Here is a 23,751-nt window from a genome sequence, read left to right on the forward strand (position 1 = left end):
CCGGCGGCTACCGCCCGCACCGGGGTGCCGGCAGCCGCATTACGGATTACCCCCTGCCAGCGTAGAGCGCCTTCGCGGGCGCTGTTGAAGCTGGTGCCGATATTTCCGTCCAGCGGCCATGGCAATTTGCCGGCCAGCTTGCCGAAGGGTTTGCCGCCCAGGTCGGCGGGGATATCGTTCAGACTGCGTTGCATGTCTGCCAGCAATTGTTCCAGTTGCTGCTGGTCACGCTTGAGCTGGGTGAGGCTGGAGCTGCGGTCATCCAGTGAGCGGTTCAGGCTGGCCAGGGTCTGCTGGCGGCTTTTCTGGGCCCCTTGCAATTTGTCCGCATGGCGCTGTACGTCGCTGCGCTTGTCGAGCAGGGCCTGGCGCGCCTGCTCCACGCGCAGGCTGACAGCCATCAATTCATCCAGCTCACCATTGACCTGTTGCAAGCGATCGCTGCGGGCGCGCTGGTAGTATTCCTGGTAGCGCAGCAGGCGGGCAATCTGGTCCGGCTGCTCCTGGTTCAGCAGCAGCTTGATGCGCTCCTGGCGGCCGGCCTGATAGCTGGCCCGCACAGCTTTTGCCAACCAATCCAGCTGAGTCTGCTTTTCTCGGGCCAGTTGCGCTTGTTCCTTTTCCAGTTTGGCCAGTCGCTGGCGAGCTTCGCCGGCCTTCTGTTCCAGATTGCGTTGTTCCCGGGACAGGCGACTGATGCGCAGCTCGGCTTCGCGCAGATCCGCCTGAACCGAATCCCGCTCGCGCAGTTCCCGGTTCTGGGCGGCGCTGAGTTCGCCGATGCGGTCCTTGAGCTGCTCCAGTTGGGCCTTTGACGGTGCATTCTCGCCCCAGGCCAGGGTGGGCAGGAGTAATAACAGCAGTATTCCGGGGCGCATGGTTTTACCTTACCCCCTTGCGGGTGTGTATACTTGGCGCCGATTTTCCATCGGCGCGGGGCTGTCCAATTATCTGCACAGCGTCGGCCATTGCCACTGATTCGGGGTTCCAATGAGCCAATTGCTTGAATTTGCCAGTAACCATTACCTTCTGGTGTCCGCCTTTTTTCTGCTGTGGGCTGTTTTCTTTGTGCTTGAGTCCCGCCGCGGTGGCAAGGCTCTGAGTCCTCAGCTGGCCACCAATCTGGTCAACCAGAAGGATGCGGTGATTGTTGACCTGCGCGATAGCGATGAGTTTCGTGCCGGGCATATTGCCGGCAGCATCAATATCCCTGCCAGCCAGGCCCTTGAGCGTATTGCAGAACTGGAAAAATACAAGGACAAACCCATTATTCTGACTTGTGATATGGGCGCCAAGGCCTCACATCTCGGTCGTCAGCTGCGTGGTAAGGGCTTTGACGAGCTGTATCGCATCCAGGGCGGACTCAACGCCTGGCGCGGGGCTTCCCTGCCTGTGGTTAAAGACTAGGCGGGAGGTGAATATGGCCAAAGTGGAGCTTTATACCACAGGTTGGTGCCCTTTTTGCGTTCGCGCCAAGCAGTTGCTGAACAGCAAGAACGTGTCGTACCACGACACGGATGTGGATCGAGAGCCTGATCAGCGTGCAGTGATGATGCAGCGCGGCGGGGCCCGTACGGTGCCACAGATCTTTATTGATGATCGCCCCATCGGCGGTTGTGATGAACTTTATGCTCTGGAGCGCGCAGGGGAGCTGGATTCGCTGCTCGGCGCCAATTCGGGGGAGTCGGGAACAAGGTAACAGGAGAAAAACCATGGCCGAACAACAACAGGTTTTCCAGCTGCAGCGTATTTATCTGAAAGATGCGTCTTTCGAGTGCCCCGGTGCCCCGGAGGTGTTTCTGGAAGAGTGGAAGCCCAAGGTCAATGTACAGCTGAATAATGGTGCCCGTCGCATTGGCGAGACCGATGAATTCGAAGTGGAGCTGACCGTCACGGTGACGGCCAAGGACGAGAAGGAAGAGAAAACCTTCTATCTGGCAGAAGTGAAACAGGCCGGTATCTTCACCGTGAAAGGTGTGGAGGGCGAAGAGCGGGCCCAGTTGCTGGGCGCCTATTGCCCGAACCTGCTGTTCCCCTACGTGCGCGAAGTGGTCTCGGATCTGGTCGCCAAGGGTTCCTTCCCGCAGATGGTGCTGCAACCGATCAACTTCGATGCCTTGTACCAGCAGCAACGCCAGCAACAGGCGAAAGCGCAGGCAGAAGCTGAGGGTGAGACGGTTCAGTAAATTCAGTGAACAGTTATAGTGAATAGTTAACAGTTCGCGGACCGGCACTGGCGCCGGTTTTGAACGCAAGAGGCCGCGCCCAACCTATGGGCGCGGCCTCTTACGTTCAAGAGCCGATAAAGCCGTATCACGGCGCTGTTAACTATTAACTGTTCACTGTTCACTTGCTCCTAGGTAGTCCAACTGCCGCCATGCCTCATACAGCGTCACCGACACCGCATTGGCAAGATTGAGACTGCGGCTGTCAGCTACCATGGGCAGGCGCAGTTTTTGTGTGGGTGGCAGGCTGTCGAGAATGTCGGTGGGCAGGCCGCGGGTTTCCGGGCCAAATAACAGCACATCCTCGTCTGCGAAAACCGCCTTACTGTGTGGCTGGCTGGCCCGGGTGGTCAGCGCAAACAGGCGTCGGCCCGCCATTACGTCCAGAAAAGCCGCAAAATCCGCATGCACGGTGAGGTGGGCCAGTTCGTTGTAATCCAGCCCCGCCCTCCGCAGTTTCTTTTCTTCCAGGGAAAACCCCAGCGGCTCGATCAGGTGCAGGCGAGCCCCGGTGTTGGCGGCCAGGCGAATGATATTGCCGGTATTGGGGGGGATTTCCGGTTCGAACAGTGCGATATGAAGCATTTGTGTTTTGCCTTGGTGGGCTGCGCATGGTACTGCTTGTTATCTATCAGGGAAAAATAACAAGGCTGGTACCATGATACTGAAACACACGCTGTTTGCGGTGCTGTTTTTACTGGTTGCTTGTGGTGAAAAGAAAGACAAGCCCGGCGAGATTCTGCATGTTGCTCCTTATACCTCTGCCTGTATCGGTGCGGGGCCGATGGATTGCCTGAGGGTGCGCAGTGATGACGAGGCCAACTTCCAGCTTTTCTATAATCACATTGACGGTTTCGAGTTCGAGCCCGGTCACCGCTACACGCTGCGGGTGAAAATAGAGGAAGTAGTGTCACCGCCAGCGGATGGCAGCAGCTTGCGTTACACCCTGCTTGAGGTGGTGAGCAAGGAAGCGGTCAATCCTTGATGCATGAGAGGACGCTGCCGTGAAATGTGTTTTTCATGCCCGCGATGGTATTGAGGCGCATATGCTGGCGGACTTGCTGGATCAGGTCGGCATCATGGCACAGGTACAGGGCGACATGTTGCAGGGGGCTGTCGGGGAGTTGCCCGCGGCGGGCCTGGCATCGGTGTGGGTGGCGGAAAGCGATGAGTCGCGAGCCCGTGAGGTGATCGCCGAGTTTGAGGCCAGTCAGCCGGCAGACATCGGGCAATCGGTTCGCCCGGGTGCCCAGCGTTCTTTTACCCGTGGTTTATTGCTGGGAATGGTCATTGGTGCGGTGGTGATGTTGGTGCTGCTGCGCTGAAAAAGGGTTGATACAAAAAAGCCGGGCAATGCCCGGCTTTTTTGTGTTCAGCGTTGGCGCAGAGGGTGGAATTCGCTTTGCGTATTTCACCCCCGCGACCAATATTGTGTTTACCGTCCGGCGCGCTTGCGCTCGGTTTCGGTAAGCAGCTTTTTGCGAATGCGCAGGCAGTTCGGGGTCACTTCCACCAGTTCGTCATCTTCGATGAAGTCCAGCGCCTGCTCCAGGCTGAAACGGATCGGCGGAGTCAGGACGATGTTTTCATCGGTGCCGGAGGCGCGCATGTTGGTGAGCTGCTTGCCCTTGGTGGGGTTGACCACCAGGTCGTTGCCGCGGCTGTGAATGCCGATGATCTGGCCTTCGTATACATCCACGTTCGGGTCGATCAACATGCGGCCGCGCTCCTGCAGGTTGAACAGGGCGAAGCCCAGCACCTTGCCTTTGACCATGGATACCAGCACACCGTTGATGCGGTTGGCCATGTCGCCGGGCTTGTACTCGCCATAGTGGCTGAAGGTGCTGTTGAGGATGCCGGTGCCGGAGGTCAGTGTCAGGAACTGGCTGCGGAAGCCGATCAGCCCGCGGCTGGGTACCAGGAATTCCAGGCGAACCCGGCCCTTGCCATCCGGTTCCATGTTGGTCATCTCGGCTTTGCGCAGGCCCAGATGTTCCATGATGGCGCCCTGGTGCTGTTCTTCCACATCGGCGATCACGGTTTCGTAGGGTTCCTGCTTGGCGCCATCTTCTTCGCGGATGATCACCTGTGGCCGACCCACGGCCAGCTCGAAGCCTTCGCGGCGCATGTTCTCAATCAGCACCGACAGGTGCAGCTCGCCACGGCCGGAGACGCGGAACTGGTCGGCGCTGCCGGTTTCTTCCACGCGCAGTGCCACGTTGTGCTTGAGTTCGGCTTCCAGGCGCTCGCGGATCTGGCGGCTGGTGACAAACTTGCCGTCCTGGCCGGCGAACGGTGAGGTGTTCACGTGGAAGAACATGCTTACGGTGGGCTCGTCCACGCTCAACGGCGGCAGGGCTTCCACGTTGGCCGGATCACACAGGGTGTCGGAAATGTTCAGCGGATCCAGGCCGGTGATGCAGACGATTTCGCCGGCGGAGGCGGTGGGGGCGTCGACACGCTCCAGGCCGTGATAGCCCATGATGGTGAGGATCTTGCCATTGCGCACCTTGCCATCGGCGCCGATGACCTTCACCGGGCTGTTGGCCTTGATGTTGCCGCGTTTGACCCGGCCGATGCCGACGATGCCCAGGTAGCTGTTGTAGTCCAGGGAAGAGATCTGCATCTGGAAGGGGCCGTTCGCGTCCACGTTCGGGTAGTCCACCTTGTCGACGATGGTCTGCAGCAGCGGGGTCATATCGTCGGCCATGTTGTCCGCTTCCAGGCCGGCAATGCCGTTCAGGGCAGAGGCATAGATCACCGGGAAGTCCAGCTGTTCGTCGGTAGCGCCCAGGTTGTCGAACAGGTCGAACACCTGGTCCATTACCCAGTCCGGGCGGGCGCCAGGACGGTCGATCTTGTTGATTACCACGATCGGCTTGAGGCCGGCGGCAAAGGCTTTCTGGGTCACGAAGCGGGTTTGCGGCATGGGGCCGTCTACCGCGTCGACCAGCAGCAGTACGCAATCCACCATGGACATGACCCGCTCTACTTCGCCACCGAAGTCGGCGTGGCCGGGGGTGTCGACGATGTTGATGCGGTATTCATTCCACTGGATGGCGGTGTTCTTGGAGAGGATGGTGATGCCCCGTTCCTTCTCCAGGTCGTTGGAGTCCATTACCCGCTCAATATCGCCAGCGCGATCTCCCAGGGTGCCAGATTGTTGCAACAGCTTATCCACCAGGGTGGTCTTGCCGTGGTCAACGTGGGCGATGATGGCGATATTGCGCAGACGTTCAATCACAGATGTAGCTCCGTTAAGAAATGGGCGAAATGCGGTCAGGGCCTTGTCTCCAGTCGTACGCGGCCACCACATGGCGGGCCTGAATGAAGCCCTTGCATCTCGCGGGGGCGCGCATTATACCAGCGCTGGCGACAGGTGATAGCCCGTCGGTCAGGCTTTCGCTTAACATTTACGAATGTGAAAAGATTCAAAAATTCACAGTTGTTCCTGCGAGTCGGCGGCGGATCGCCTAGAATGGCGCAACCATTTTCCCGGGGAAGGGTCAGATCCACCGTCTTTCCCTGTTGCCGGGACCGAAAATTCGGCAATAACGCTTTTATAATCAGGTTGTTATGATGCGACTCCCCTTGGTGCTGATAGGGGCGCTGGTGCCTGCCGCGGCCCTGTCCGAGGTGCCAGTCAACAAGAGAATCTATGGTTTGCACGAAAGTGTGCATATCGGTGAGCTGGGCATTACTGTGCCGGCCAAGCTGGACACCGGAGCGGATTCCGCCTCCCTGAGCGCCCGTTACATAAAGACCTTTGAGCGTGACGGGGTGAAAATGGTTGAGTTTGATATAGCCATCGACAGGGATGACCGCGAAGAGTGGGGCATCCAGCAGCGTGAGTGGGATGACGTGGAATTGCCACTGACCGGGCATGTGCGGATAAAACGCCGGGCAGAGAGTGTTCAGGACGGCGAGCGGGATTTCAGTCGCCGGCCAATGGTGACGTTGACGATATGCATGGGCGGTCGTCAGCAGAAGATAGATGTCAATCTGACAGACCGGAGCGAGTTTCGTTACCCGCTACTGATCGGTGCGGATGCCCTGATGAGTCTGGGAGCCCTGGTAGATCCGTCGCTGTCCATGTCTGTGGGCACGCCACGCTGCCGGGAGGATCAGGAGGATGAACTGATGATGGAGGCTGCCGGAGCGCATTAACATGGGGTCTGTCAAACTACAGGCACGGATTTTGGCCGTGTTTCTTTTGCTGCTGGGCGGCGGCAGTGTCGCTTACCAGTTGCTGGTGCAGAAGGTGCCACTGACTCAGGACGAGAAAGATCCGGTGTGGGTGGTCGATGCGCAGGTCAGCTTTACTGCCAGGGCCAACAAACCGATCAAGGTGCGCATGTTTGTGCCGCCCCAGGGAGCAGGCTACACCACCCTCAACGAAAGCTTTATATCCAATAACTATGGCGTGAACGTCAATGTGGAGAAAGGCAATCGGCAGGTCACCTGGTCTGCCCGTCGTGCCGAAGGCAATCAATATCTTTACTATCGGCTGATGCTCACCCCTCGTTTTGCGGAAACCCGGGAGAATGAGCCGGGTCCCCAGTTCCGGCCGGCGCCGGTGCTGGACGGGGCGGAAAAACTGGCCGCCGAGGCCCTGTTGCAGCCGATCCGCCAGCATTCTGCTGATGTGGAAACCTTTATCGGCGAGACCATCAAGCGGGTGAACGAACTGGAAAACGACAATGTCCAGTTGTTGCTCGGCGGTGATGTGAGTCCGGAGAACCGGGCCCAGGTGGTGGATCTGCTGCTGGCCATGTCGCATATCCCTGCCGAGCCTGTCCATACCTTGCGACTGGTGGAAAGCCAGGAGCAGCAGCCCGAGCTGTGGTTGCGGACCTATAACGGAAAGCGCTGGCTGTACTTCAATCCGCTCGATGGCCAACAGGGTTTGCCGGATGACCGGTTGGTGTGGTGGAGCGGCAGCGAGTCGTTGCTGAATATCGAAGGTGGGCGCTCGACGAACATGACGCTGAGTGTGCACCGTAATGAAATGAGTGCCCTGCAACTGGCGCGTTCCCTGCGGCTGCAGGATGCCAGCAGCTTTATCGATTTCTCCCTGTACGAGTTGCCACTGCCCTCCCAGCAGCTATTCCGTATTCTGATGATGATTCCGGTGGGCGTACTGCTGGTGCTGCTGATCCGTTCCCTGGTGGGCATGGAAACCCTGGGTACCTTTACCCCTGTGCTGATTGCCCTGGCGTTCCGGGAAACCCAGGTGATCTGGGGGGTGCTGCTGTTTACTTTTATCACCGCCATTGGCCTGTCGGTGCGTTCCTATCTCGAGCATTTGAAGCTGCAGCTGTTGGCACGCCTGTCCATTGTGCTCACCTTCGTGGTGATCCTGATGGCGGTCATTAGCCTGCTGGGCTATAAGCTGGGCGTGTCGTCGGGACTGTCGGTGGCGTTGTTCCCCATGGTGATTCTGACCATGGTGATCGAGCGGGTTTCCATTGTCTGGGAAGAGCGCGGTGGAACCCAGTCCCTGAAGGTGGGGCTGGGGACCCTGGTGGCCGCAGTGCTGTGTCATCTGTTGATGGTATGGTCGCCGCTGGTCTATTTCGTGTTCACCTTCCCGGGTGTGCTGTTGTGCATGGCCGCAGTGATGGTGTTGATGGGGCATTACCGTGGCTACCGTCTCACCGAGCTGATGCGTTTCCGGGCCATGGTGGAGCGCTGACATGTTGTGGTCAAAGACCCGCAAGGCCCTGCGTGCCCGTGGCGTAATGGGTATTAACCAGCGCAACGGCGATTACATTCTCCGTTATAACAAGCGCAGTCTGTACCCGCTGGTGGACGACAAATTGCAGACCAAACAGTTGGCGCTGGATGCAGGTATTCGGGTGCCGGAACTGTATGGGGCCATTGCTACCGAGCAAGGCATCAGTACCCTGCATCGGGTGGTGGAAACGCATCGGGATTTTGTTATCAAACCGGCTCAGGGTGCCGGCGGTGATGGAATCATGGTGATTGCCGACCGCTTTGAGGATTATTTCCGCTCCGCCTCCGGGCGCATCGTTACTACGGAAGAGCTGGAACACCATATTTCCGGCATCATTTCCGGTATTTATTCCCTGGGCGGGCACCGTGATCAGGCCCTGATCGAGTACCGGGTGCGTTCCACAGAGCTGTTTAATCGCATCAGTTTCGAGGGTGTGCCGGATATCCGCATCATCGTGCTGCAGGGTTACCCGGTGGCGGCCATGCTGCGCCTGCCTACCCGCCAGTCACAGGGCAAGGCCAACCTGCACCAGGGGGCCATTGGCGTGGGGCTGGATTTGTCCAGCGGTGTGACCCTGGGTGGTACCTGGCACAACCAGAGAATCGAGCGTCATCCGGACACCGCCAATGCGGTGGCGGGGCTGACCGTGCCGGACTGGGAAGAGTGTCTGGAGCTTGCCGCCCGCTGTTATGACCTGACCGGTCTGGGCTATCTGGGGGTGGATCTGGTGATGGACCGTGAATTCGGGCCGATGATGCTGGAGCTGAATGCCCGCCCGGGGCTTAACATCCAGATTGCCATGGATGATGGTCTGCTGCGTCGCTGCAGTATTATTGAGGACCACCTGGACAGCCTCGGCAATACCCGCCGCCCGGTGGCGGAACGTATCGCTTTTTCCAAAAAGCATTTCGCCGTGGCCGGGCCGGTGCCGGTTAGCGAACCTGATCCCGCCGTTACTCCCTGATTCCCTGACCGCGTTGATCTCCCTCCCATAGCAGCGAGATCAGCGGGTCGTCGGGATTTCCCAGCACACTGTAGAAGCGGTAGTCGGCGCGCAGACTGTTGCCGTCGTCGTGGATATCCAGGGTCAGCAGGCCATGGGTGGCACGGGTGAAGCGTTGATTGTCGCTGGGCTGGCCCAGGTCATTGTTGATGCTGGCGGAGCCGGAGATCAGTTGCCGGGTGCCCTGGTATGCCCCCTCGTCGGAAAGAATATGATCGTGGCCGCCCAGTAGCAGATCCAGTCGGCCGATCAGCTTGCTGCGAAGGTGCAGCTGAATCATTTCCCCCGCGTTGCCGTGGGAGCCGGAACTGACCATGGGATGGTGGGCAAAGGCCAGGCTGAAGCCACATTGTCGGTGTTGAGCGGTCTCCATGGCCTGTGTCAGCCAGGCTCCCTGACGTCGAAAGTAATACCATTTCTCGAACCAGGTGGTTTCCAGGCTGAATGCACAGGCGTCCGGCCACTGCTCGAAATAGTAGTAGTGGGGGAAGTGGATCAGCGGGTGGTGCCGCGCCACCTCCAGCCAGGCTTCTGCATTTTGCTTCCAGTCGTGGTTGCCCAGCACTAGATAAACCGGAATGCCGGCATCCAGGGCCGGGCCAAGCGGCGCGAAAAAACGACTTTCCAGTAGCGGGTCGTCCGGGCCGGTGATGCCGTCCGGGTAGACCAAATCACCGAGATAACGTACCTGATCGCATTCAAGTATCACCAATGCCTGGCCCACAGCCAGGGAAGGGGCATTGCCCCAGCCGCCGTCGCCGATCACGCACAGGCGCTGCCCGGCCAGGGGCTCCTTGTGCATCAGCCATGGGCCATGGGGAGTATGCCACCACCAGCCCAGACAGGCGGCGGCGATTAGCAAGGTTAATAGGCGGAGCAGCAGGCGAAATCGCATGGGGTCCCGTGGGTGAATCAGGAACTCCGAGTCTGGCCCGGCGATATGACCCTCAGGTGACAGCCGGGGCGGCGTGAAGGGTGCGTCATGAGGGCGTGGTTGCTATACTATGCCGCCCATTTTTTGAGCGCCGATCTAAGGCAGCAGGTTTGTTCACATGACGTCTTCTGTAACTGAGTCAACCCAACCGATTAAGCGCCGCGCTATCGCACTGGTGTCTGGCGGACTGGACTCCATGCTGGCAGTGAAGGTGATGCAGGAGCAGGGGATCGAGGTGGAAGGCGTCAATTTCTTTACCGGTTTCTGTGTGGAAGGCCATACCCACGCCATCCGCAAGAAGGACAAGGATAAGGAAAAACGCAATAACGCCCTGTGGGTGGCCGAGCAGCTGGGCATCAAGATGCACATCGTTGATATCTCTGAGGAGTACAAGGATGTGGTGCTCAACCCGAAGCATGGTTATGGGGCCAACCTGAACCCCTGTCTGGACTGCAAGATTTTCATGGTTAACCAGGCGACTCTGATGATCAACAAGGCCCGGGAGTTTGCGGGTGATCGTGGCTTTGATTTCATTGTCACTGGTGAAGTGATTGGGCAGCGTCCCAAGAGCCAGCGCAAGGAAACCATGCCGATTATCAGTCAGGAATCCGGTGCCGACGATCTGCTGTTACGGCCATTGTGTGCCCGGAATCTGCCCGCCACTCTGCCAGAACGCGAGGGCTGGGTGGACCGGGACTCCCTGCATGATTTTTCCGGCCGCAGCCGCAAGCCGCAAATGGCTCTGGCCAAGAAGTTTGGCCTGGATGACTTTGCCCAGCCCGCTGGTGGCTGCTGCTTTCTCACCGATGAATCCTACTCCAACAAGCTGGCGGATCTGTGGAAGGCTCGCAACGAGCGCCGCTACGAGCTGGATGACATCATGCTGTTAAAAGTGGGGCGCCATATACGTCCGCAGCCCCACTTCAAGCTGATCATCAGCCGAGAGGAAGGTGAGAACCGTTTCCTGGAAGGGTATCGCTACCAGTTTACCAGCATCACTACGGTGAGCTGCCCGGGGCCCTTGGCCCTGGTGGATGGCAATTTCCAGAATGATGAGGAAATGCAGCAGGCGGCGGCGATTGTGGCCCGTTATTCCAAGGGGCGCTCCGCGGATGAGGTTACCCTGGAAGTGCGTGGTCCGGATGGCGTGGCGCGCCAGGTCACCGTGGAGCCTTTGCAGCCGGATGCGGTGCCGCTGGCCTGGAATGTGGGGTAAAGGCAGCTATGAGCTGCTAGCTGCGAGGAAAACAAAAAAAGCGCTGCTGGGGTTGTGCTTTGTTTGGGGCGCGGCACCATCTTGAGAAGCTAGAAGCTAGAAGCTAGAAGCTAGAAGCTAGAAGCTAGAACCCAAGGATGCCTTGATGAACGAAGCCCTTCACGAACTGGATGTGCGCCGCATGTTGTGCCCCATGCCGGTGATCAAGACACAGAACAAGGTGCGCACCCTGTCCACCGGTGATTGCCTGCGGGTGGTATGTACTGACCCCGGTGCGTTGAGCGATATCCCTGCCTGGTGCCGGATCAATGGCCATGAGGTGCTGGAAATCGGCGAGGCGGACAACGAGGTGTTTGTGGTCCTACGGGTAGGCGAAGACAATGGTGCACTGTTTTAGTGCTCACCAATGGTGCAATGCACCACAATAATGCATCATGAGATGCTATCTTTCCCCTGATTCTGTATTTTGGCGTCAAATGCGCTAAAAAAGGGCTGGCATGGAACTTGCCTCCCTATTGGCAAAGCAGGCCTGGTGGCCGAGAATACCGGCTCTCTGTTCTGCCCTGATGCGGGGTGGGGCGATGAGCCAGAGACAAACCCGCTGTTCCTTAGGAGGACGCACGACAATGTCTGAAAAGACCCTCAAGCTGATTAAAGAAAATGATGTGAAATGGGTGGACCTGCGCTTCACCGATAGCCGTGGTAAGGAGCAGCACGTAACCCTCCCCGTGGGTGAAATCGACGAAGATTTCTTCCAGGACGGCAAAATGTTCGATGGCTCTTCCATCGCTGGCTGGAAAGGCATCAACGAGTCCGACATGGTCATGATGCCGGACGACGCCTCTGCCGTACTGGACCCGTTCACTGATGTGGCGACCGTTAATCTGCGTTGCGACATTCTCGAGCCGTCCACCATGCAGGGTTATGAGCGTGATCCGCGCTCCGTGGCTCGTCGTGCCGAGGAATACCTGAAATCTACCGGTATTGCTGACACCGCGCTGTTTGGGCCCGAGCCGGAGTTCTTCGTATTTGATTCCGTACAGTGGAAATCCGACATGCAGGGTTCCATGTACAACATTCATTCCGAAGAAGCGGCGTGGGTATCCCACGAAGACTTCGAAGGCGGCAACATCGGTCACCGTCCGGGCGTTAAAGGCGGCTACTTCCCGGTTCCGCCGGTAGATAGCCTGCACGACCTGCGTGGCGCCATGTGTTCCGCCATGGAGCAGATGGGTCTGCAGATCGAAGTACATCACCACGAAGTGGGTACCGCTGGCCAGTGTGAAATCGGCGTTGGCGCCAACACTCTGACTGCCAAGGCGGACGAAGTACAGATTCTCAAGTACTGCGTGCACAACGTGGCTCACGCCTACGGCAAAACCGCCACCTTCATGCCCAAGCCGCTGATCGGTGATAACGGTTCCGGTATGCACGTTCACGTGTCTCTGGGTAAAGATGGCAAAAACCTGTTCGCTGGTGACGGCTATGCAGGCCTGTCCGACGAAGCGCTGTACTTCATCGGCGGCATCATCAAGCACGCCCGCGCCCTGAACGCCTTCACCAATGCGTCCACCAACGCCTACAAGCGTCTGGTGCCCGGCTTCGAAGCGCCGGTAATGCTGGCCTACTCTGCCCGCAACCGTTCTGCTTCCATCCGGATTCCGTTTGTGAACAGCGCCAAGGCACGTCGTATCGAAGCGCGCTTCCCTGATCCGTCTGCGAACCCGTACCTGTGTTTCGCGTCCCTGCTGATGGCTGGCCTGGACGGCATCAAGAACAAGATGCACCCTGGCGATGCCATGGATAAGGATCTGTACGATCTGCCGGCAGAAGAAGCCAAGGACATCCCGACCGTGGCGCATACCCTGACCATGGCGCTGGATTGCCTGGAAGCCGATATGGACTTCCTGACCGAAGGCGACGTGTTCTCCAAGGACATGCTGGAAGGCTACATCGCCCTGAAGCGTGGTGAAGTTGAGCGTCTCAACATGACCCCGCACCCGGTCGAGTTCGATATGTACTACTCCTGCTAATTTCCCCCCCCGGGAAAGCTCGCAGAAAGAAGGCCCCCGCTAGTCGGGGGCTTTTTTTGTCTGGAGAAAGGCGGTAAAGCGTTTGGCGTTTTGTGCATTTTGCCCTTTTCATCTCCCTAGAGGCTGTTCAGAATCGGAAGAAAGAAGGAGGTGTCTAGATGCTCAGGTTGATAATGGGTATTACCGTGCTGCTTATGGCGGTTGTGCTACAGGCTGAAGACGGAATTGTCGATGAAGAGGGTGCTTCCGCCGCGCAATCCAGAATTTACAAGCAGACAATGCCGGATGGTTCGGTGCAGTTTACGGATAAGCCTGTGTCGCCAGGTGCGGAGCCTGTTGATATCCGTAGTGTGAACACTGTAGAGGGTGCGAAAAAGAAAGTGCGTCCGGTCGACAGTGAGTCACAGAAAAGCTTGCCTCCGGTGGTTTCCCGGCAGGAGTACGCCGGTCTGGCGGTCTCTAGTCCTCAGCAGGGGGCGACTATCCGTAACCCGGTGGAGTCGATACCCATTGAAGTAGTCATCAAGCCACAGCTGCAACCAGGCGATCAGCTGGAGTTGACGCATAATGGCCGCGTCCTTGAAGGCACGTCACTGGATCGGCCAGAGCGAGGTGCGCATCAACTTCAGGCTCGGATTTTGAATGCCGAAGGTGAGGTCCTGATCGAATCTGAAGTGGTTGAGTTCTATATCCACAGAACAACGGTGGGGGATATCAAGCGACAGCAGCAGCCCTCGAATGGGGGGGATGCCACAATACAGCCGGGCACATCCCAGCGCCCTGTCCAGCCGCTGCGCCCCTATTCTGCTCGCCCTTAAAGCACCATTTCGGTGCAATCCTGCCTTGTAATTCCCTAAACTCACTACAGGCCCTGAGTCCTGTCAGGTTTTAGTGCCTGTAGGCACGCATTGTGGGCGTTAGTCCAAGTGGCCTGATAATTGCTTATGCCCTGTTATGGGCCAACAGTTGATGGGTGGTGTCACCTTGCACAAACGTTTACTCGATCACCTGCGTACCGCAGTGATCATGCTTGATGACAATCTGCAGGTCCGCTACCTGAATCCGGCGGCGGAGATGCTGCTTGCGACCAGTGCCAGCCGTGCCATGGGTCAGCCGTTGCCGGACTATTTCTTTGATGACGAGGAAGCCCGTGCTGCCCTGCGCCAGTGCATTCGCGATGAGCACCCCTTTACCCGTCGGGAGGCCCGTCTGGCGGTGTCCCCCGGCTATGAAATAACGGTGGATTATTCGGTCAGCCCGATCAATGAGCCTGGCCAGACGCTATGCCTGTTGATGGAGATGCAGCCACTGGATCGGCTGTTGCGCATTACCCGGGAAGAGGCGCTGATTCATGCCCATCAGGCCACCCGGGCGCTGGTGCGCGGTGTGGCACACGAGATCAAGAATCCGCTGGGCGGCATCCGCGGTGCTGCACAGTTGCTGGAGAGAGCGCTGCCGACCCCGGATCTGACCGAGTACACCAAGGTCATCATTGATGAGGCGGACCGGTTACGCACGGTGGCGGATCGTATGTTGGGGCCGCGCAAACCGCCGGAATTCAAGGCGGTGAATATTCATGAGTGCCTGGAGCATGTGCGCCAGTTGTTGCTGGCGGAGCATCCCCAGGGTGTGTCCATCTGGCGGGATTACGATATCAGTTTGCCGGATGTGATCGCCGACCGGGATCAGATGATCCAGGTGCTGCTCAATATTATCCGTAACGCTACACAAGCCTTGCTGGAGTCGCATACCGAGAATGCCCGCATCATCATGCGCACCCGGGTGTTGCGGCAGTTCACCATCGGCTCCCTGCGCCACCGTCTGGTGCTGCGGGTGGATATTATCGACAACGGCCCGGGCATTGCCCCGGATGTGCAGGAAACCCTGTTCTATCCCATGGTCAGTGGCCGGGCCAGTGGTACCGGGCTGGGATTGTCCATTGCCCAGTCCATCATCAGCCAGCACCAGGGGCTGATTGAGTGCGACAGCGCACCGGGCAACACCGTATTCAGCATTTTGCTGCCAATGGAGCAGCCGGAAGTAACGGAGAGCGAACAGCCATGAGCGCCTATGCAGCCGTGAGCAACGACAACAGTGAAATCCCAGGGAGAGGCCGGTCATGAGCGTAACCGTATGGGTAGTCGACGATGACCGTTCCATTCGCTGGGTATTGGAAAAGGCACTGAGCCAGGAAGGTTACGCGGTGACCTGCTTCGAGGATGGTGATGAGGCACTGAATACTCTGGAGGAGGGTGGTCAGGAGCCGGAGGTGCTGATCAGTGATGTGCGCATGCCGGGCACCGATGGCCTGCGTATGCTGAAGATCCTCCAGCGCAAGAACCCGGACCTGCCGGTGATCATCATGACCGCCCATTCTGATCTGGATTCGGCGGTGGCCTCCTATCAGGGCGGAGCCTTTGAGTACCTGCCCAAACCGTTTGATGTGGATGAGGCGGTAGCCCTGGTGCGCCGCGCCATCAAGCACCGGGAAGAATCCCGCGGCGAACAGCCGGCGGCGGTGGAGGAAGAATCCACGGAAATTATCGGTGAAGCGCCGGCCATGCAGGAGGTGTTTCGCGCCATTGGCCGGCTCAGCCATTCCAACGTCACCGTATTGATCAATGGCCAGTCCGGTACCGGTAAGGAGCTGGTGGCGCGGGCCCTGCACAGCCATTCCATGCGTCGGGAAAAGAATTTCGTGGCCCTGAATATGGCGGCGATTCCCAAGGACCTGATTGAATCCGAGCTGTTCGGCCATGAAAAAGGGGCCTTCACCGGTGCCAACAATCAGCGCGTGGGCCGTTTCGAGCAGGCCAATGGCGGCACCCTGTTTCTCGATGAAATCGGTGACATGCCGCTGGAAGCGCAGACGCGTCTGCTGCGGGTTCTCCAGGAGAGCGAGTTTTACCGGGTGGGTGGTACTACCCCGATCCATGTGGATGTGCGCATTATTGCTGCCACCCACCAGGATCTGGAGCGGTTGGTAAAGGATGGTGATTTCCGTGAGGATCTGTTCCACCGCCTCAACGTCATTCGTATCCATATCCCTCGCTTGGCCGAACGCCGTGAAGACATTCCCCGGTTGGCCAACTACTTCCTGCAGCGGGCGGGTAATGAGCTGGGCGTGGAGCCCAAGGTGCTGCACAAGGACACGGAAAAATACCTGGCCGCCCAGGGCTGGCCGGGTAACGTGCGGCAGCTGGAAAATACCTGTCGCTGGCTGACGGTGATGGCGTCCGGTCGCGAAGTGCTGGTGGATGATCTGCCCCCGGAACTGAAAGAAGCCGGTGCCGCCAAGGGCGCCGATGTGACCGGCGACTGGCTCAAGTCTCTGCGCAACTGGGCCGACCGGGCCTTGTCACAGGGTGAGCGAAGCATCCTTGAGCAGGCCGTTCCCGGCTTTGAGCGCACCATGATCGAAGTGGCCCTGCAGCACACCGGTGGCCGCAAACGCGACGCTGCTGCTCTGCTTGGCTGGGGGCGCAATACCCTCACCCGCAAGATCAAGGAGCTGGACATGGAAGGGGAGTTGAGTGGTGGCGATGAGGATTGATAAAGCAGTGAACAGTTAATAGTGAATAGTTAACAGTTCGCGGGACTGGATTCCAGGTTCTGCAACGCAAGAGGCCGCGTCCATACTCTGGGCGCGGCCTCTTGCGTTGGTAAATCACAGAGTCACAATCGCGAACTGTTCACTGTTCACTGTTCACTGTTCACTCTCGAAGTCCGTTCGCTGTCAGCCCTTCAATCTTCCACTCGCCGTCTTCGCGCCAGTCGCTCACCACCCGGTAGCTGTCGGCGTTGTCGGGCATGGCGCTTTGGCCGCCCCAGGCGAAGGCGGTGAAGGTGACGCGGGCGTGGCGTTGGGTGACAGGGTCCAGCTCGATGTTGACCTGGGTGATGGCCAGCTGGCGCTTCGGGTAGCGAAGAAAGGTCCCCATCAGCAGGCGCCGCACTTCGGTGCGCTGCAGGGAGTGGCCACCACGCTGAATCTCTGCCGGGTCAGTGAGTGCCTCCATCACCGTGCCGGTGTCACCGGCCTCTATCGCAGCTTCAAGATTGTCCAGAGCATTCAGAATAGCCTGTTCCGGCGGCGTTCTGGCGCAGCCCGCGATCAATAGTTGCAGGGCAACCAGCAGCAGGTATGCTGAAGTCTTTCTGCAGATAAGTGCAGCTCTCATGGCGTTATTTCCCTTGCCGGACAGTTATCGGCAGTCTCTGGTGCCGGTGGGTCAGGGGCACCAGCTTTATGTGGAAGAAAGCGGCAATCCGAACGGCGTGCCCGTGGTCGTGTTGCACGGTGGGCCCGGCGGCGGTTGCTCGCCGTTCATGCGTCGTTTTTTCGACTCCCGGCACTTTCGCATTATTCTCTTCGACCAGCGAGGTAGCGGTCAAAGCCGTCCTTTTGCGTCGACGCGTGACAATACCACCGCTCATCTGGTTGCTGACCTGGAATCTCTCCGCGAGGCCCTTGGTGTGGAGCGATGGCGCGTGTTCGGTGGCTCCTGGGGCGTCACCCTGGCGCTGGCTTATCTGGCGGCACATCCGAAGCGAGTCGCCGGTATGGTGCTGCGGGGAGTCTTCCTCTGTCGGCAGCAGGACCGGGACTGGCTTTATACTTCAGAGGGTGCGGCGCGGCTGTTTCCTGAGGCATGGACGGTATTACAGCAACAGGCACCGCCTGGTGAGGGGAGTCTGCTGCAGCGCTATCATCAGGGGTTGCAGGGAGATCAAGCCCGCTATCATGCTCGCAGCTGGTGTAACTGGGAGTCCACTCTGGCGTCAACATCCGTGTTGCCGCCCGGTGATGCCAGTGACGATGAGTTATGCATGGCCATGCAGGAAACCCATTATTTTCTTCATGACGGTTTTCTCGCTGCACCGTTGCTGGAGGCGTGTACAGGCATGGCTTTGCCGGTGGAAATTGTTCACGGTACCCGGGATTTCGTCTGCCCGGCGGATCAGGCTCTTACCCTGCATCAGGTATTACCAGGCAGTCGACTCCACTGGGTGGAAGGGGGCAGTCATTCGTCCTCTGACCCGGCGATTGCCAATGCGTTGGTGGACGCTGTGAAGCGACTGGAAAAGAGGATTGACGATTGAAGGTGTTGTTGCAGCGTGTCAGTGAAGCATCGGTGACGGTATCCGGCGATTGCGTGGGTCGTATCGGCAAAGGCCTGCTGTTGCTGGTTGGCATTGAGGCCGACGACGATGAGGCTACCGTTGCGCGTATGGCCGAGAGGACGGTGGGCTACCGAGTGTTTGCCGACAGCGATGACAAGATGAACCTGGATGTGCGTGATATTCATGGAGCAATTCTTGCCATATCCCAATTCACTCTGGCGGCGGATACCCGCAAGGGGCGTCGGCCCAGTTTCAGCAAGGCGGCCCCTCCGGGGTTGGGGAAGCAGTTGTATGAATGTTATTTGCGGGAACTGGAGAAGCAGAATATTCCGGTGGGCAGTGGTGTGTTTGGTGCCGATATGCAGGTTCAACTCGTCAATGACGGGCCCGTCACATTTCTTTTGAGCTCGTGACAGCGATTTTGCAATTGTATTGCAAAGGCCCTCGCCTTGTTTATGATGAAGTTTGTTACCTGATTACGGGTGACGGGGAGAGCACTGAGCAGCATCGCTGCAACAGGGTTGCGAAATACAGCCTGGTGCTGTGAAGTATCCCCAGGGACGACCTATAAAAACTTGGAGGTATCTCAGGATGAAAAAGACGCTTATCGCTGCCACTCTGCTTGGCGCTTCTACTTCTGCCATGGCCGTAGCACCGGGTGGTCCGGGCTGTGGTTGGGGCAACTTGTTGTTCGAAGGCAACTCTGGTCTGCCGATGCATCTGCTGGCGACCATTGTCAACGGCACCTCCGGCAACGCCACCTTTGGTATGACCACCGGCACCAATGGTTGTGATACCAATGGTTCCCTGACCTACAGCGGCCAGAGCCTGCTGGGCATGACCGGTGTGATGGAAGAAGTGGCTCAGGATATGGCAACCGGTGAAGGCGAAGCCCTGACCGCTCTGTCTGTATCCATGGGCATCGAAGCTGGCGACCGTGCCCGTTTCAATGCTGCCATGCATGAAAACTTTGCTGTTATCTTTCCGCACCAGGATGTAACTGCCGAAGAAGTCATGGCCAGCATCACCGAGGTAATGAAGCAGGACCAGAGCCTGTCCAAGTACCTGGCGTAAACGGTTACACGTTTACCAGCGAGCCCCGCCCAACGGCGGGGCTTTGTTTGTCTGATCTGAAATCACGGATTCAGGTCTGAATTTTTCCCGCCCCAATCACGGATAATACCGGATGCGCACTGGATTGTTTTGTGTGCTGCTGTGCTGGATTGCCCCGGCGTTGGCCGCGAATTCCTCTCCTTCATTGGTTGATCTTGCCGCTTCGTCACGATGGCAGGCGCTCATGCATGTGAATCCCGGTGCTACCCTGCGTGATCGGGGGCGTAGTTATATCGACGACGACAATTATTTTCTGGCTGACAATGGCAAGGATGATGTGCTTGCCGAATTGCGGGCAACGGTGGCTGCGCTTGAGCCGGCGGAAGCTCCTGAACGTTGCCGCTTCCCCGCCCGTTACCGTTTCCTGGCCGATCATTTCAACTGGCAGGACGATGCACCGTTTGCCCACTGCGAAGACTATTCCGAATGGCGCTCTGCGGTACAGGCCAGCCGGGCAGTACTGGTTTTTCCTGCTGCGTACCTGAACAGCCCGTCGTCCATGTTCGGTCATACCTTATTGCGCCTGGACCAGGGTGAAGAGAGTGCGGTGTGGTTGTCCTGGGCGGTGAATTTCGGGGCGGTATCCAGCGAGGCTGATAATTCCTTTTTCTATATCTATCGCGGGCTGGCCGGCGGCTACCCCGGTCGCTTTGCGCTGGTACCCTATGTGCAAAAAATTCAGGAATATTCCCACATGGAAAATCGCGACATGTGGGAGTACACCCTGGATCTGGATCAGCAGGAAATTGACTGGCTGATCGAGCATCTGTGGGAACTGAAAGACATCAATTTCGATTACTACTTTTTTGATGAAAACTGCTCTTTCCGCCTGCTGGAGCTGGTGGAAGTGGCGCGCCCGGATTCGCAGCTGCTCACGGAATTACGGTTTGCCGAAGTACCGGTGAATACGGTCCGCGCCCTGGATGACCGGGACCTGATCCGAGAGCGCCATTATCGACCCTCCAAGGCCGTGGAGCTGGATAACCTGCGCCGCCAGATGACGCCTCACCAGCAGCAGTTGGCCCGTCGTCTGGCGGATGATCCCGGCTTGCTGGAATCGGCAGAGTTTCAGCAGGCCGAGGCGGAACAACAGGCGCTAATGGTGACCACTGCCTACCGTTATCTGCGTCTGGTCAATCGCAAGGGGGCACGGGACCCAGAGGTCGCCAAGGATTCTTTCACGTTGCTGTCGGAGATAAACCGGCTGCCGAAGGTGGACGTGCCGGAAACAGAGAACCCCGAGCCGCCGGAATCGGGCCATGGCACCCAGATGTTGGCCCTGGCCGGTGGCCAGCGTGAGACGAACCAGGACTTCGGCGAGCTGAGTTATCGGCTGACGTATCACAACCTGCTGGATAATAGTTACGGTTTCCTGCGCGGGGCACAGATTGAAGGGTTGGGGTTGACGCTGCGCAGCACGGAGTCCGGCGATCCTGAATTGGAAGAACTGGACGTGGTGAGCATTCGCTCGCTGGCCCCGCGTAACCGCTTCAGCAAGCCGCTGAGCTGGTATGTGGAGGGTGGTCTGGAGAGAGCCTGGGCGGGTCGCCGCAGACTGGTGCGCTACGTTCAGGGCGGCGCGGGTGGCAGCTGGGCCCTGGGTAACTGGCAGCCCTACCTGTTAACCAGCCTGCGAATGGAAAATAATAGCGACTTCGATAGCTTCCTCACCCCCGGGGCCGGGCTGGATGCGGGCCTGCTCTATCAGCGTGGGCGCTGGCAGTGGCAACTGGGCAGTGTGGGGCATTACTTCACCAACGATACCTATCGACATACCTCTGAGCTCGCCGTGCACTGGGCTTTTGCCCGTCAGCATGGGCTGCGGGCATCGCTGAGCCGGGAAGGCTGGCGCGGGGATGGCGATAACGAGTTCAAACTGCAATGGCGATGGTACTTCGACTGATTCTGCTGGCAGCTGTGTCCGTATGGATGACGGGCTGCAGCAAACTGTTTTTCTATCCCATGGAGCCCTGGGTACAAAACCCGGAGAACCAGGGGCTCAATTACGAAGATGTGGTGCTGATCCATCCGCGCGGTCTGCGCCTGCATGGCTGGTGGCTGCCGGCTGCGGGGGACGGGCATGTGCGCGGCACCGTGTATTTTCTCCACGGCAACGCCCAGAACATCAGCACCCACCTGGCCAGCGTGCAATGGCTGCCGGAGCAGGGGTATAACGTTTTTCTGCTCGACTACCGTGGTTATGGGTTGTCCGAGGGCAAGCCGACACTGCCGGCGGTGTTCGACGATGTGCAGCTGGGTCTGGACTGGTTACGCAATGCCAAGAGTGCCGAGGGCCCGCTGACGGTGTTTGGTCAGAGTCTGGGTGGCGCTATGGCAACGACGGTGCTGGGGGATGAGTCGAATCAGGGGGCTGCGGATTGTGTGGTCCTGGAAGCGGCCTTTGCCAGTTACCGGGGCATCACCAATGATGTGATGAGAGGGAGCTGGTTGTTGTGGCCGCTGCGCTGGCTGGTGGTACCGGGCATGCCCGGCGCTGACCAGGACCCGGAAACCCGGATTGCCGGGGTGGCGCCGACCCCATTGCTGGTGATGCACAGTGAAGACGACCCGATTATTCCCTATGACCACGGCAAGCGGTTGTTTGCTGCTGCCGGCGAGCCGAAAACGTTCCAGCGCTTGCGTGGCGGGCATATCGAAAGCACCCGGGATCCTGCCGTGCAGCAGCGGATTGTAGATTTTCTGCAGGGCAATGGCTGTGCGGCACCGGCGCCAACCCCGCCGGCCCAGGAGGACTCCCTGGAGGGTCTGGCGCCGTTGCCGGTCCCTTCGGCGCCAAGCGGCAATGATGGCTACCGGTTTTGATGGATGCCGGATGCCTGATCGGTGTCAAGCGTAGGGTGGATTAGCCGAAGGCGTAATCCAGCAAACCAGATACATCGAGCAACTTCAGGCCTTATGGTGGATTACGGCCTTCGGCCTAATCTACCCCCTACGGGTCGGGTGCTTCTTGTTGCTTCTGTTTTTCCCGACGTATCAACCGGGCAGCCATCAGGCCGACCTCGAACAGGAACCACATGGGCAGTGCCAGCAGGGTCTGGCTGATGATGTCCGGTGGTGTCAGCAGCATGCCTACCACGAAGCAGCCCACCACCACATAGGCGCGGGCGCCAGCCAGTTTTTCCACGGTCGTTGCCCCGGTACTGACCAGCAGCACGATGGCGATGGGTAACTCAAAGGCCAGCCCGAACGCCAGGAACAGGGCCAGCACAAAATCCAGATAGCTGCTGATGTCCGTGGTCACCGCCACCCCTTCCGGGGCAATGGCGGTAAAGAACTGGAACATCAGTGGGAATACCACGAAATAAGCAAAGGCAGCGCCGGCGTAGAACAGCAGCACGCTGCTGCCCAGCAGCGGGATGGCCAGGCGCTTTTCGTGCCGGTACAGGCCGGGTGCCACAAACGCCCAGGCCTGATGCAGGATAAAGGGCATGGCCACGAAGATGCTCAGATACAGGGTCAGTTTGAAGGGTGCCAGGAACGGCGAGGCCACGCCGGTGGCGATCATGCTGGTGCCTTCCGGCATGGCCTGCATCAGCGGTTTGGCCACCAGGGTGTACAGTTCTCGAGAGAAATAGAACAGCCCCAGGAACACCATGAAGATAGCTGCCATGGCCTTGAGCAGGCGATTGCGCAGTTCCAGCAGATGAGCAATCAGTGGCTGGCCGGAATCGTTGCTGGCGTCATTCATGGCGCGGTGGTTCCTGGGTTTTTTCGCTGTCGTCGGCGGAGTCCGCTTGCGGGTCGCGGGGCGTTCTCGCCTTGGCAATCTGTTCCGGGCTTAGCAGGCTTTCCTTGGCGTCGCGAATGCTGTCTTCATCCAGGCCCATCTCACGCATCTGTTTTTCCATGCGTTCGCGCATATCCTGGGTCACCGCTTCGCGTTCCAGTTCGTTTTTCAGATGATTGAAGGTGGAACGGGCACGGCCGATCCACTGGCCCAGAGTGCGGGCCACCGTGGGTAGACGCTCGGGGCCAAGTACCACCAGACCAATGATGAAAATCAGGGTGAGTTCGGCAAAGCCGATATCGAACATGGAAACCTCTTAGCGGGACACAGGAAAAGCCGAAATCAGATCAGGCCTGATCTTTTTCCTTGTCCTTTTCGGTTTTCTGCTCGGTAGCCTCTTTCTCGTCGTCGGCCAGACGCTTCTGGTCCTGCTCTTCTTCGCCGTCTTTCATGGCGTTCTTGAAGCCTTTTACGGCCCCGCCCAGGTCGCCGCCCATATTGCGCAGTTTCTTGGTGCCGAACAACAGGACCACGATGGCCAGAAGGATCAGTAACTGCCAAATGCTGATGCCGGAAAACATGCGGTCTCTCTCCAGTAAGTCCCAGTAGGTCAGGCGC

At 58.6% G+C, this 23,751-nt stretch carries 27 protein-coding genes; 19 read left to right on the forward strand and 8 right to left on the reverse strand.

Features of this window, described 5'->3' with window-relative positions; genetic code table 11:
* A partial coding sequence (locus ACFE0K_RS04765; protein ID WP_434534974.1) for a murein hydrolase activator EnvC family protein occupies positions 1–878 on the reverse strand: 878 nt, incomplete at its 3' end.
* Between the two features lie 112 nt (positions 879–990).
* Between ACFE0K_RS04765 and ACFE0K_RS04770 the strand changes: the two genes are divergently transcribed.
* The 3 genes from ACFE0K_RS04770 to secB are packed head-to-tail and all read left to right on the forward strand — an operon-like array spanning position 991 to position 2,186.
* Entirely contained in the window at positions 991–1,407 is a 417-nt protein-coding gene (locus ACFE0K_RS04770; protein WP_035245184.1) for a rhodanese-like domain-containing protein, read from the forward strand.
* A 13-nt stretch (positions 1,408–1,420) separates the two neighbouring features.
* Positions 1,421–1,699: a glutaredoxin 3 gene (gene grxC / locus ACFE0K_RS04775; RefSeq protein ID WP_434534975.1), complete on the forward strand. Its 279-nt coding sequence runs from the start codon at positions 1,421–1,423 to the stop codon at positions 1,697–1,699.
* A gap of 13 nt (positions 1,700–1,712) precedes the next feature.
* Positions 1,713–2,186: a protein-export chaperone SecB gene (gene secB, locus ACFE0K_RS04780; protein WP_035245181.1), complete on the forward strand. Its 474-nt coding sequence runs from the start codon at positions 1,713–1,715 to the stop codon at positions 2,184–2,186.
* Between the two features lie 153 nt (positions 2,187–2,339).
* On the opposite strand, the gene trmL is transcribed toward secB, so the two are convergent.
* Positions 2,340–2,810 carry a tRNA (uridine(34)/cytosine(34)/5-carboxymethylaminomethyluridine(34)-2'-O)-methyltransferase TrmL gene (gene trmL / locus ACFE0K_RS04785; protein ID WP_434534976.1) on the reverse strand — a complete coding sequence of 157 codons (471 nt, stop codon included), beginning with the start codon at positions 2,808–2,810 and terminating at the stop codon, positions 2,340–2,342.
* 73 nt (positions 2,811–2,883) lie between these two features.
* Here trmL and ACFE0K_RS04790 point away from each other — a divergent pair, with 73 nt between their 5' ends.
* Together ACFE0K_RS04790 and ACFE0K_RS04795 are read left to right on the forward strand one after the other, a co-directional pair.
* Positions 2,884–3,210, forward strand: coding sequence for a DUF4377 domain-containing protein (locus ACFE0K_RS04790; RefSeq protein WP_434534977.1), 327 nt, complete (start codon positions 2,884–2,886; stop codon positions 3,208–3,210).
* A 19-nt stretch (positions 3,211–3,229) separates the two neighbouring features.
* Positions 3,230–3,550, forward strand: coding sequence for a DUF2007 domain-containing protein (locus ACFE0K_RS04795; protein ID WP_434534978.1), 321 nt, complete (start codon positions 3,230–3,232; stop codon positions 3,548–3,550).
* Between the two features lie 110 nt (positions 3,551–3,660).
* On the opposite strand, the gene typA is transcribed toward ACFE0K_RS04795, so the two are convergent.
* Positions 3,661–5,469, reverse strand: coding sequence for a translational GTPase TypA (gene typA, locus ACFE0K_RS04800; RefSeq protein ID WP_434534979.1), 1,809 nt, complete (start codon positions 5,467–5,469; stop codon positions 3,661–3,663).
* Positions 5,470–5,801: 332 nt separating this feature from the next.
* Here typA and ACFE0K_RS04805 point away from each other — a divergent pair, with 332 nt between their 5' ends.
* Genes ACFE0K_RS04805 through ACFE0K_RS04815 form a run of 3 tightly spaced genes read left to right on the forward strand, consistent with a single transcriptional unit; the run spans position 5,802 to position 8,926 of the window.
* Positions 5,802–6,392 (forward strand): ATP-dependent zinc protease family protein, encoded by a 591-nt coding sequence (locus ACFE0K_RS04805; protein ID WP_434534980.1) that lies wholly within the window; start codon positions 5,802–5,804, stop codon positions 6,390–6,392.
* Between the two features lies 1 nt (position 6,393).
* Entirely contained in the window at positions 6,394–7,920 is a 1,527-nt protein-coding gene (locus tag ACFE0K_RS04810; protein ID WP_434534981.1) for an inactive transglutaminase family protein, read from the forward strand.
* Position 7,921: 1 nt separating this feature from the next.
* A complete protein-coding gene (locus ACFE0K_RS04815) occupies positions 7,922–8,926 on the forward strand; it encodes an alpha-L-glutamate ligase-like protein (RefSeq protein ID WP_434534982.1) in 1,005 nt (334 codons plus the stop codon).
* Here the strand turns inward: ACFE0K_RS04815 and ACFE0K_RS04820 are convergent.
* Positions 8,916–9,860 carry a metallophosphoesterase gene (locus ACFE0K_RS04820; protein ID WP_434534983.1) on the reverse strand — a complete coding sequence of 315 codons (945 nt, stop codon included), beginning with the start codon at positions 9,858–9,860 and terminating at the stop codon, positions 8,916–8,918. The genes ACFE0K_RS04815 and ACFE0K_RS04820 overlap by 11 nt on opposite strands.
* A 157-nt stretch (positions 9,861–10,017) precedes the next feature.
* Here ACFE0K_RS04820 and ACFE0K_RS04825 point away from each other — a divergent pair, with 157 nt between their 5' ends.
* The 6 genes from ACFE0K_RS04825 (at position 10,018) to ntrC (ending at position 16,701) form a co-directional block, all read left to right on the forward strand.
* Complete coding sequence (locus tag ACFE0K_RS04825) at positions 10,018–11,115, forward strand: tRNA (5-methylaminomethyl-2-thiouridylate)-methyltransferase (RefSeq protein WP_434534984.1); 1,098 nt, start codon at positions 10,018–10,020, stop codon at positions 11,113–11,115.
* A gap of 145 nt (positions 11,116–11,260) precedes the next feature.
* The gene (locus ACFE0K_RS04830; RefSeq protein WP_434534985.1) at positions 11,261–11,512 is read left to right on the forward strand and encodes a sulfurtransferase TusA family protein; all 252 of its coding nucleotides are present in this window, start codon (positions 11,261–11,263) and stop codon (positions 11,510–11,512) included.
* A gap of 229 nt (positions 11,513–11,741) precedes the next feature.
* Positions 11,742–13,148, forward strand: a complete 1,407-nt coding sequence (glnA, locus tag ACFE0K_RS04835) for a glutamate--ammonia ligase (RefSeq protein WP_434534986.1) — start codon at positions 11,742–11,744, stop codon at positions 13,146–13,148.
* 158 nt (positions 13,149–13,306) lie between these two features.
* Positions 13,307–13,966 carry a hypothetical protein gene (locus ACFE0K_RS04840; protein ID WP_434534987.1) on the forward strand — a complete coding sequence of 220 codons (660 nt, stop codon included), beginning with the start codon at positions 13,307–13,309 and terminating at the stop codon, positions 13,964–13,966.
* Between the two features lie 136 nt (positions 13,967–14,102).
* Complete coding sequence (glnL, locus tag ACFE0K_RS04845; protein ID WP_434534988.1) at positions 14,103–15,212, forward strand: nitrogen regulation protein NR(II); 1,110 nt, start codon at positions 14,103–14,105, stop codon at positions 15,210–15,212.
* A gap of 55 nt (positions 15,213–15,267) precedes the next feature.
* Positions 15,268–16,701 carry a nitrogen regulation protein NR(I) gene (ntrC, locus tag ACFE0K_RS04850; RefSeq protein ID WP_434534989.1) on the forward strand — a complete coding sequence of 478 codons (1,434 nt, stop codon included), beginning with the start codon at positions 15,268–15,270 and terminating at the stop codon, positions 16,699–16,701.
* 160 nt (positions 16,702–16,861) lie between these two features.
* Here ntrC and ACFE0K_RS04855 read toward each other — a convergent pair whose 3' ends face one another.
* Positions 16,862–17,329, reverse strand: a complete 468-nt coding sequence (locus tag ACFE0K_RS04855; RefSeq protein ID WP_434534990.1) for a nuclear transport factor 2 family protein — start codon at positions 17,327–17,329, stop codon at positions 16,862–16,864.
* On the opposite strand from ACFE0K_RS04855, the gene pip reads away from it, so the two are divergent.
* The 5 genes from pip (at position 17,328) to ACFE0K_RS04880 (ending at position 22,208) form a co-directional block, all read left to right on the forward strand.
* On the forward strand, positions 17,328–18,251 hold the full coding sequence (gene pip, locus ACFE0K_RS04860; protein WP_434534991.1) for a prolyl aminopeptidase: 924 nt from the start codon (positions 17,328–17,330) through the stop codon (positions 18,249–18,251). The genes ACFE0K_RS04855 and pip overlap by 2 nt on opposite strands.
* On the forward strand, positions 18,248–18,685 hold the full coding sequence (dtd, locus tag ACFE0K_RS04865; RefSeq protein WP_434534992.1) for a D-aminoacyl-tRNA deacylase: 438 nt from the start codon (positions 18,248–18,250) through the stop codon (positions 18,683–18,685). The genes pip and dtd overlap by 4 nt, the downstream gene beginning before the upstream one ends.
* A gap of 178 nt (positions 18,686–18,863) precedes the next feature.
* Positions 18,864–19,346, forward strand: a complete 483-nt coding sequence (locus tag ACFE0K_RS04870) for a DUF3015 domain-containing protein (RefSeq protein ID WP_035245157.1) — start codon at positions 18,864–18,866, stop codon at positions 19,344–19,346.
* Between the two features lie 223 nt (positions 19,347–19,569).
* Positions 19,570–21,288 (forward strand): Lnb N-terminal periplasmic domain-containing protein, encoded by a 1,719-nt coding sequence (locus tag ACFE0K_RS04875; protein WP_434534993.1) that lies wholly within the window; start codon positions 19,570–19,572, stop codon positions 21,286–21,288.
* The gene (locus ACFE0K_RS04880) at positions 21,267–22,208 is read left to right on the forward strand and encodes an alpha/beta hydrolase (RefSeq protein WP_434534994.1); all 942 of its coding nucleotides are present in this window, start codon (positions 21,267–21,269) and stop codon (positions 22,206–22,208) included. The genes ACFE0K_RS04875 and ACFE0K_RS04880 overlap by 22 nt, the downstream gene beginning before the upstream one ends.
* 127 nt (positions 22,209–22,335) lie before the next feature.
* Here ACFE0K_RS04880 and tatC read toward each other — a convergent pair whose 3' ends face one another.
* From tatC to tatA, 3 genes are read right to left on the reverse strand one after another with little or no spacing between them, the layout of a single operon-like run.
* Positions 22,336–23,094: a twin-arginine translocase subunit TatC gene (tatC, locus tag ACFE0K_RS04885; RefSeq protein WP_434534995.1), complete on the reverse strand. Its 759-nt coding sequence runs from the start codon at positions 23,092–23,094 to the stop codon at positions 22,336–22,338.
* Positions 23,087–23,440 carry a Sec-independent protein translocase protein TatB gene (gene tatB, locus ACFE0K_RS04890; RefSeq protein WP_434534996.1) on the reverse strand — a complete coding sequence of 118 codons (354 nt, stop codon included), beginning with the start codon at positions 23,438–23,440 and terminating at the stop codon, positions 23,087–23,089. Before tatB ends, tatC begins: the two co-directional genes overlap by 8 nt.
* Before the next feature lie 40 nt (positions 23,441–23,480).
* Entirely contained in the window at positions 23,481–23,714 is a 234-nt protein-coding gene (gene tatA, locus ACFE0K_RS04895) for a Sec-independent protein translocase subunit TatA (protein WP_434534997.1), read from the reverse strand.
* Positions 23,715–23,751: the final 37 nt, after the last annotated feature.

The organism is Alcanivorax sp. (genome assembly GCF_051117345.1).
In the GTDB taxonomy this organism is placed as follows: domain Bacteria; phylum Pseudomonadota; class Gammaproteobacteria; order Pseudomonadales; family Alcanivoracaceae; genus Alcanivorax.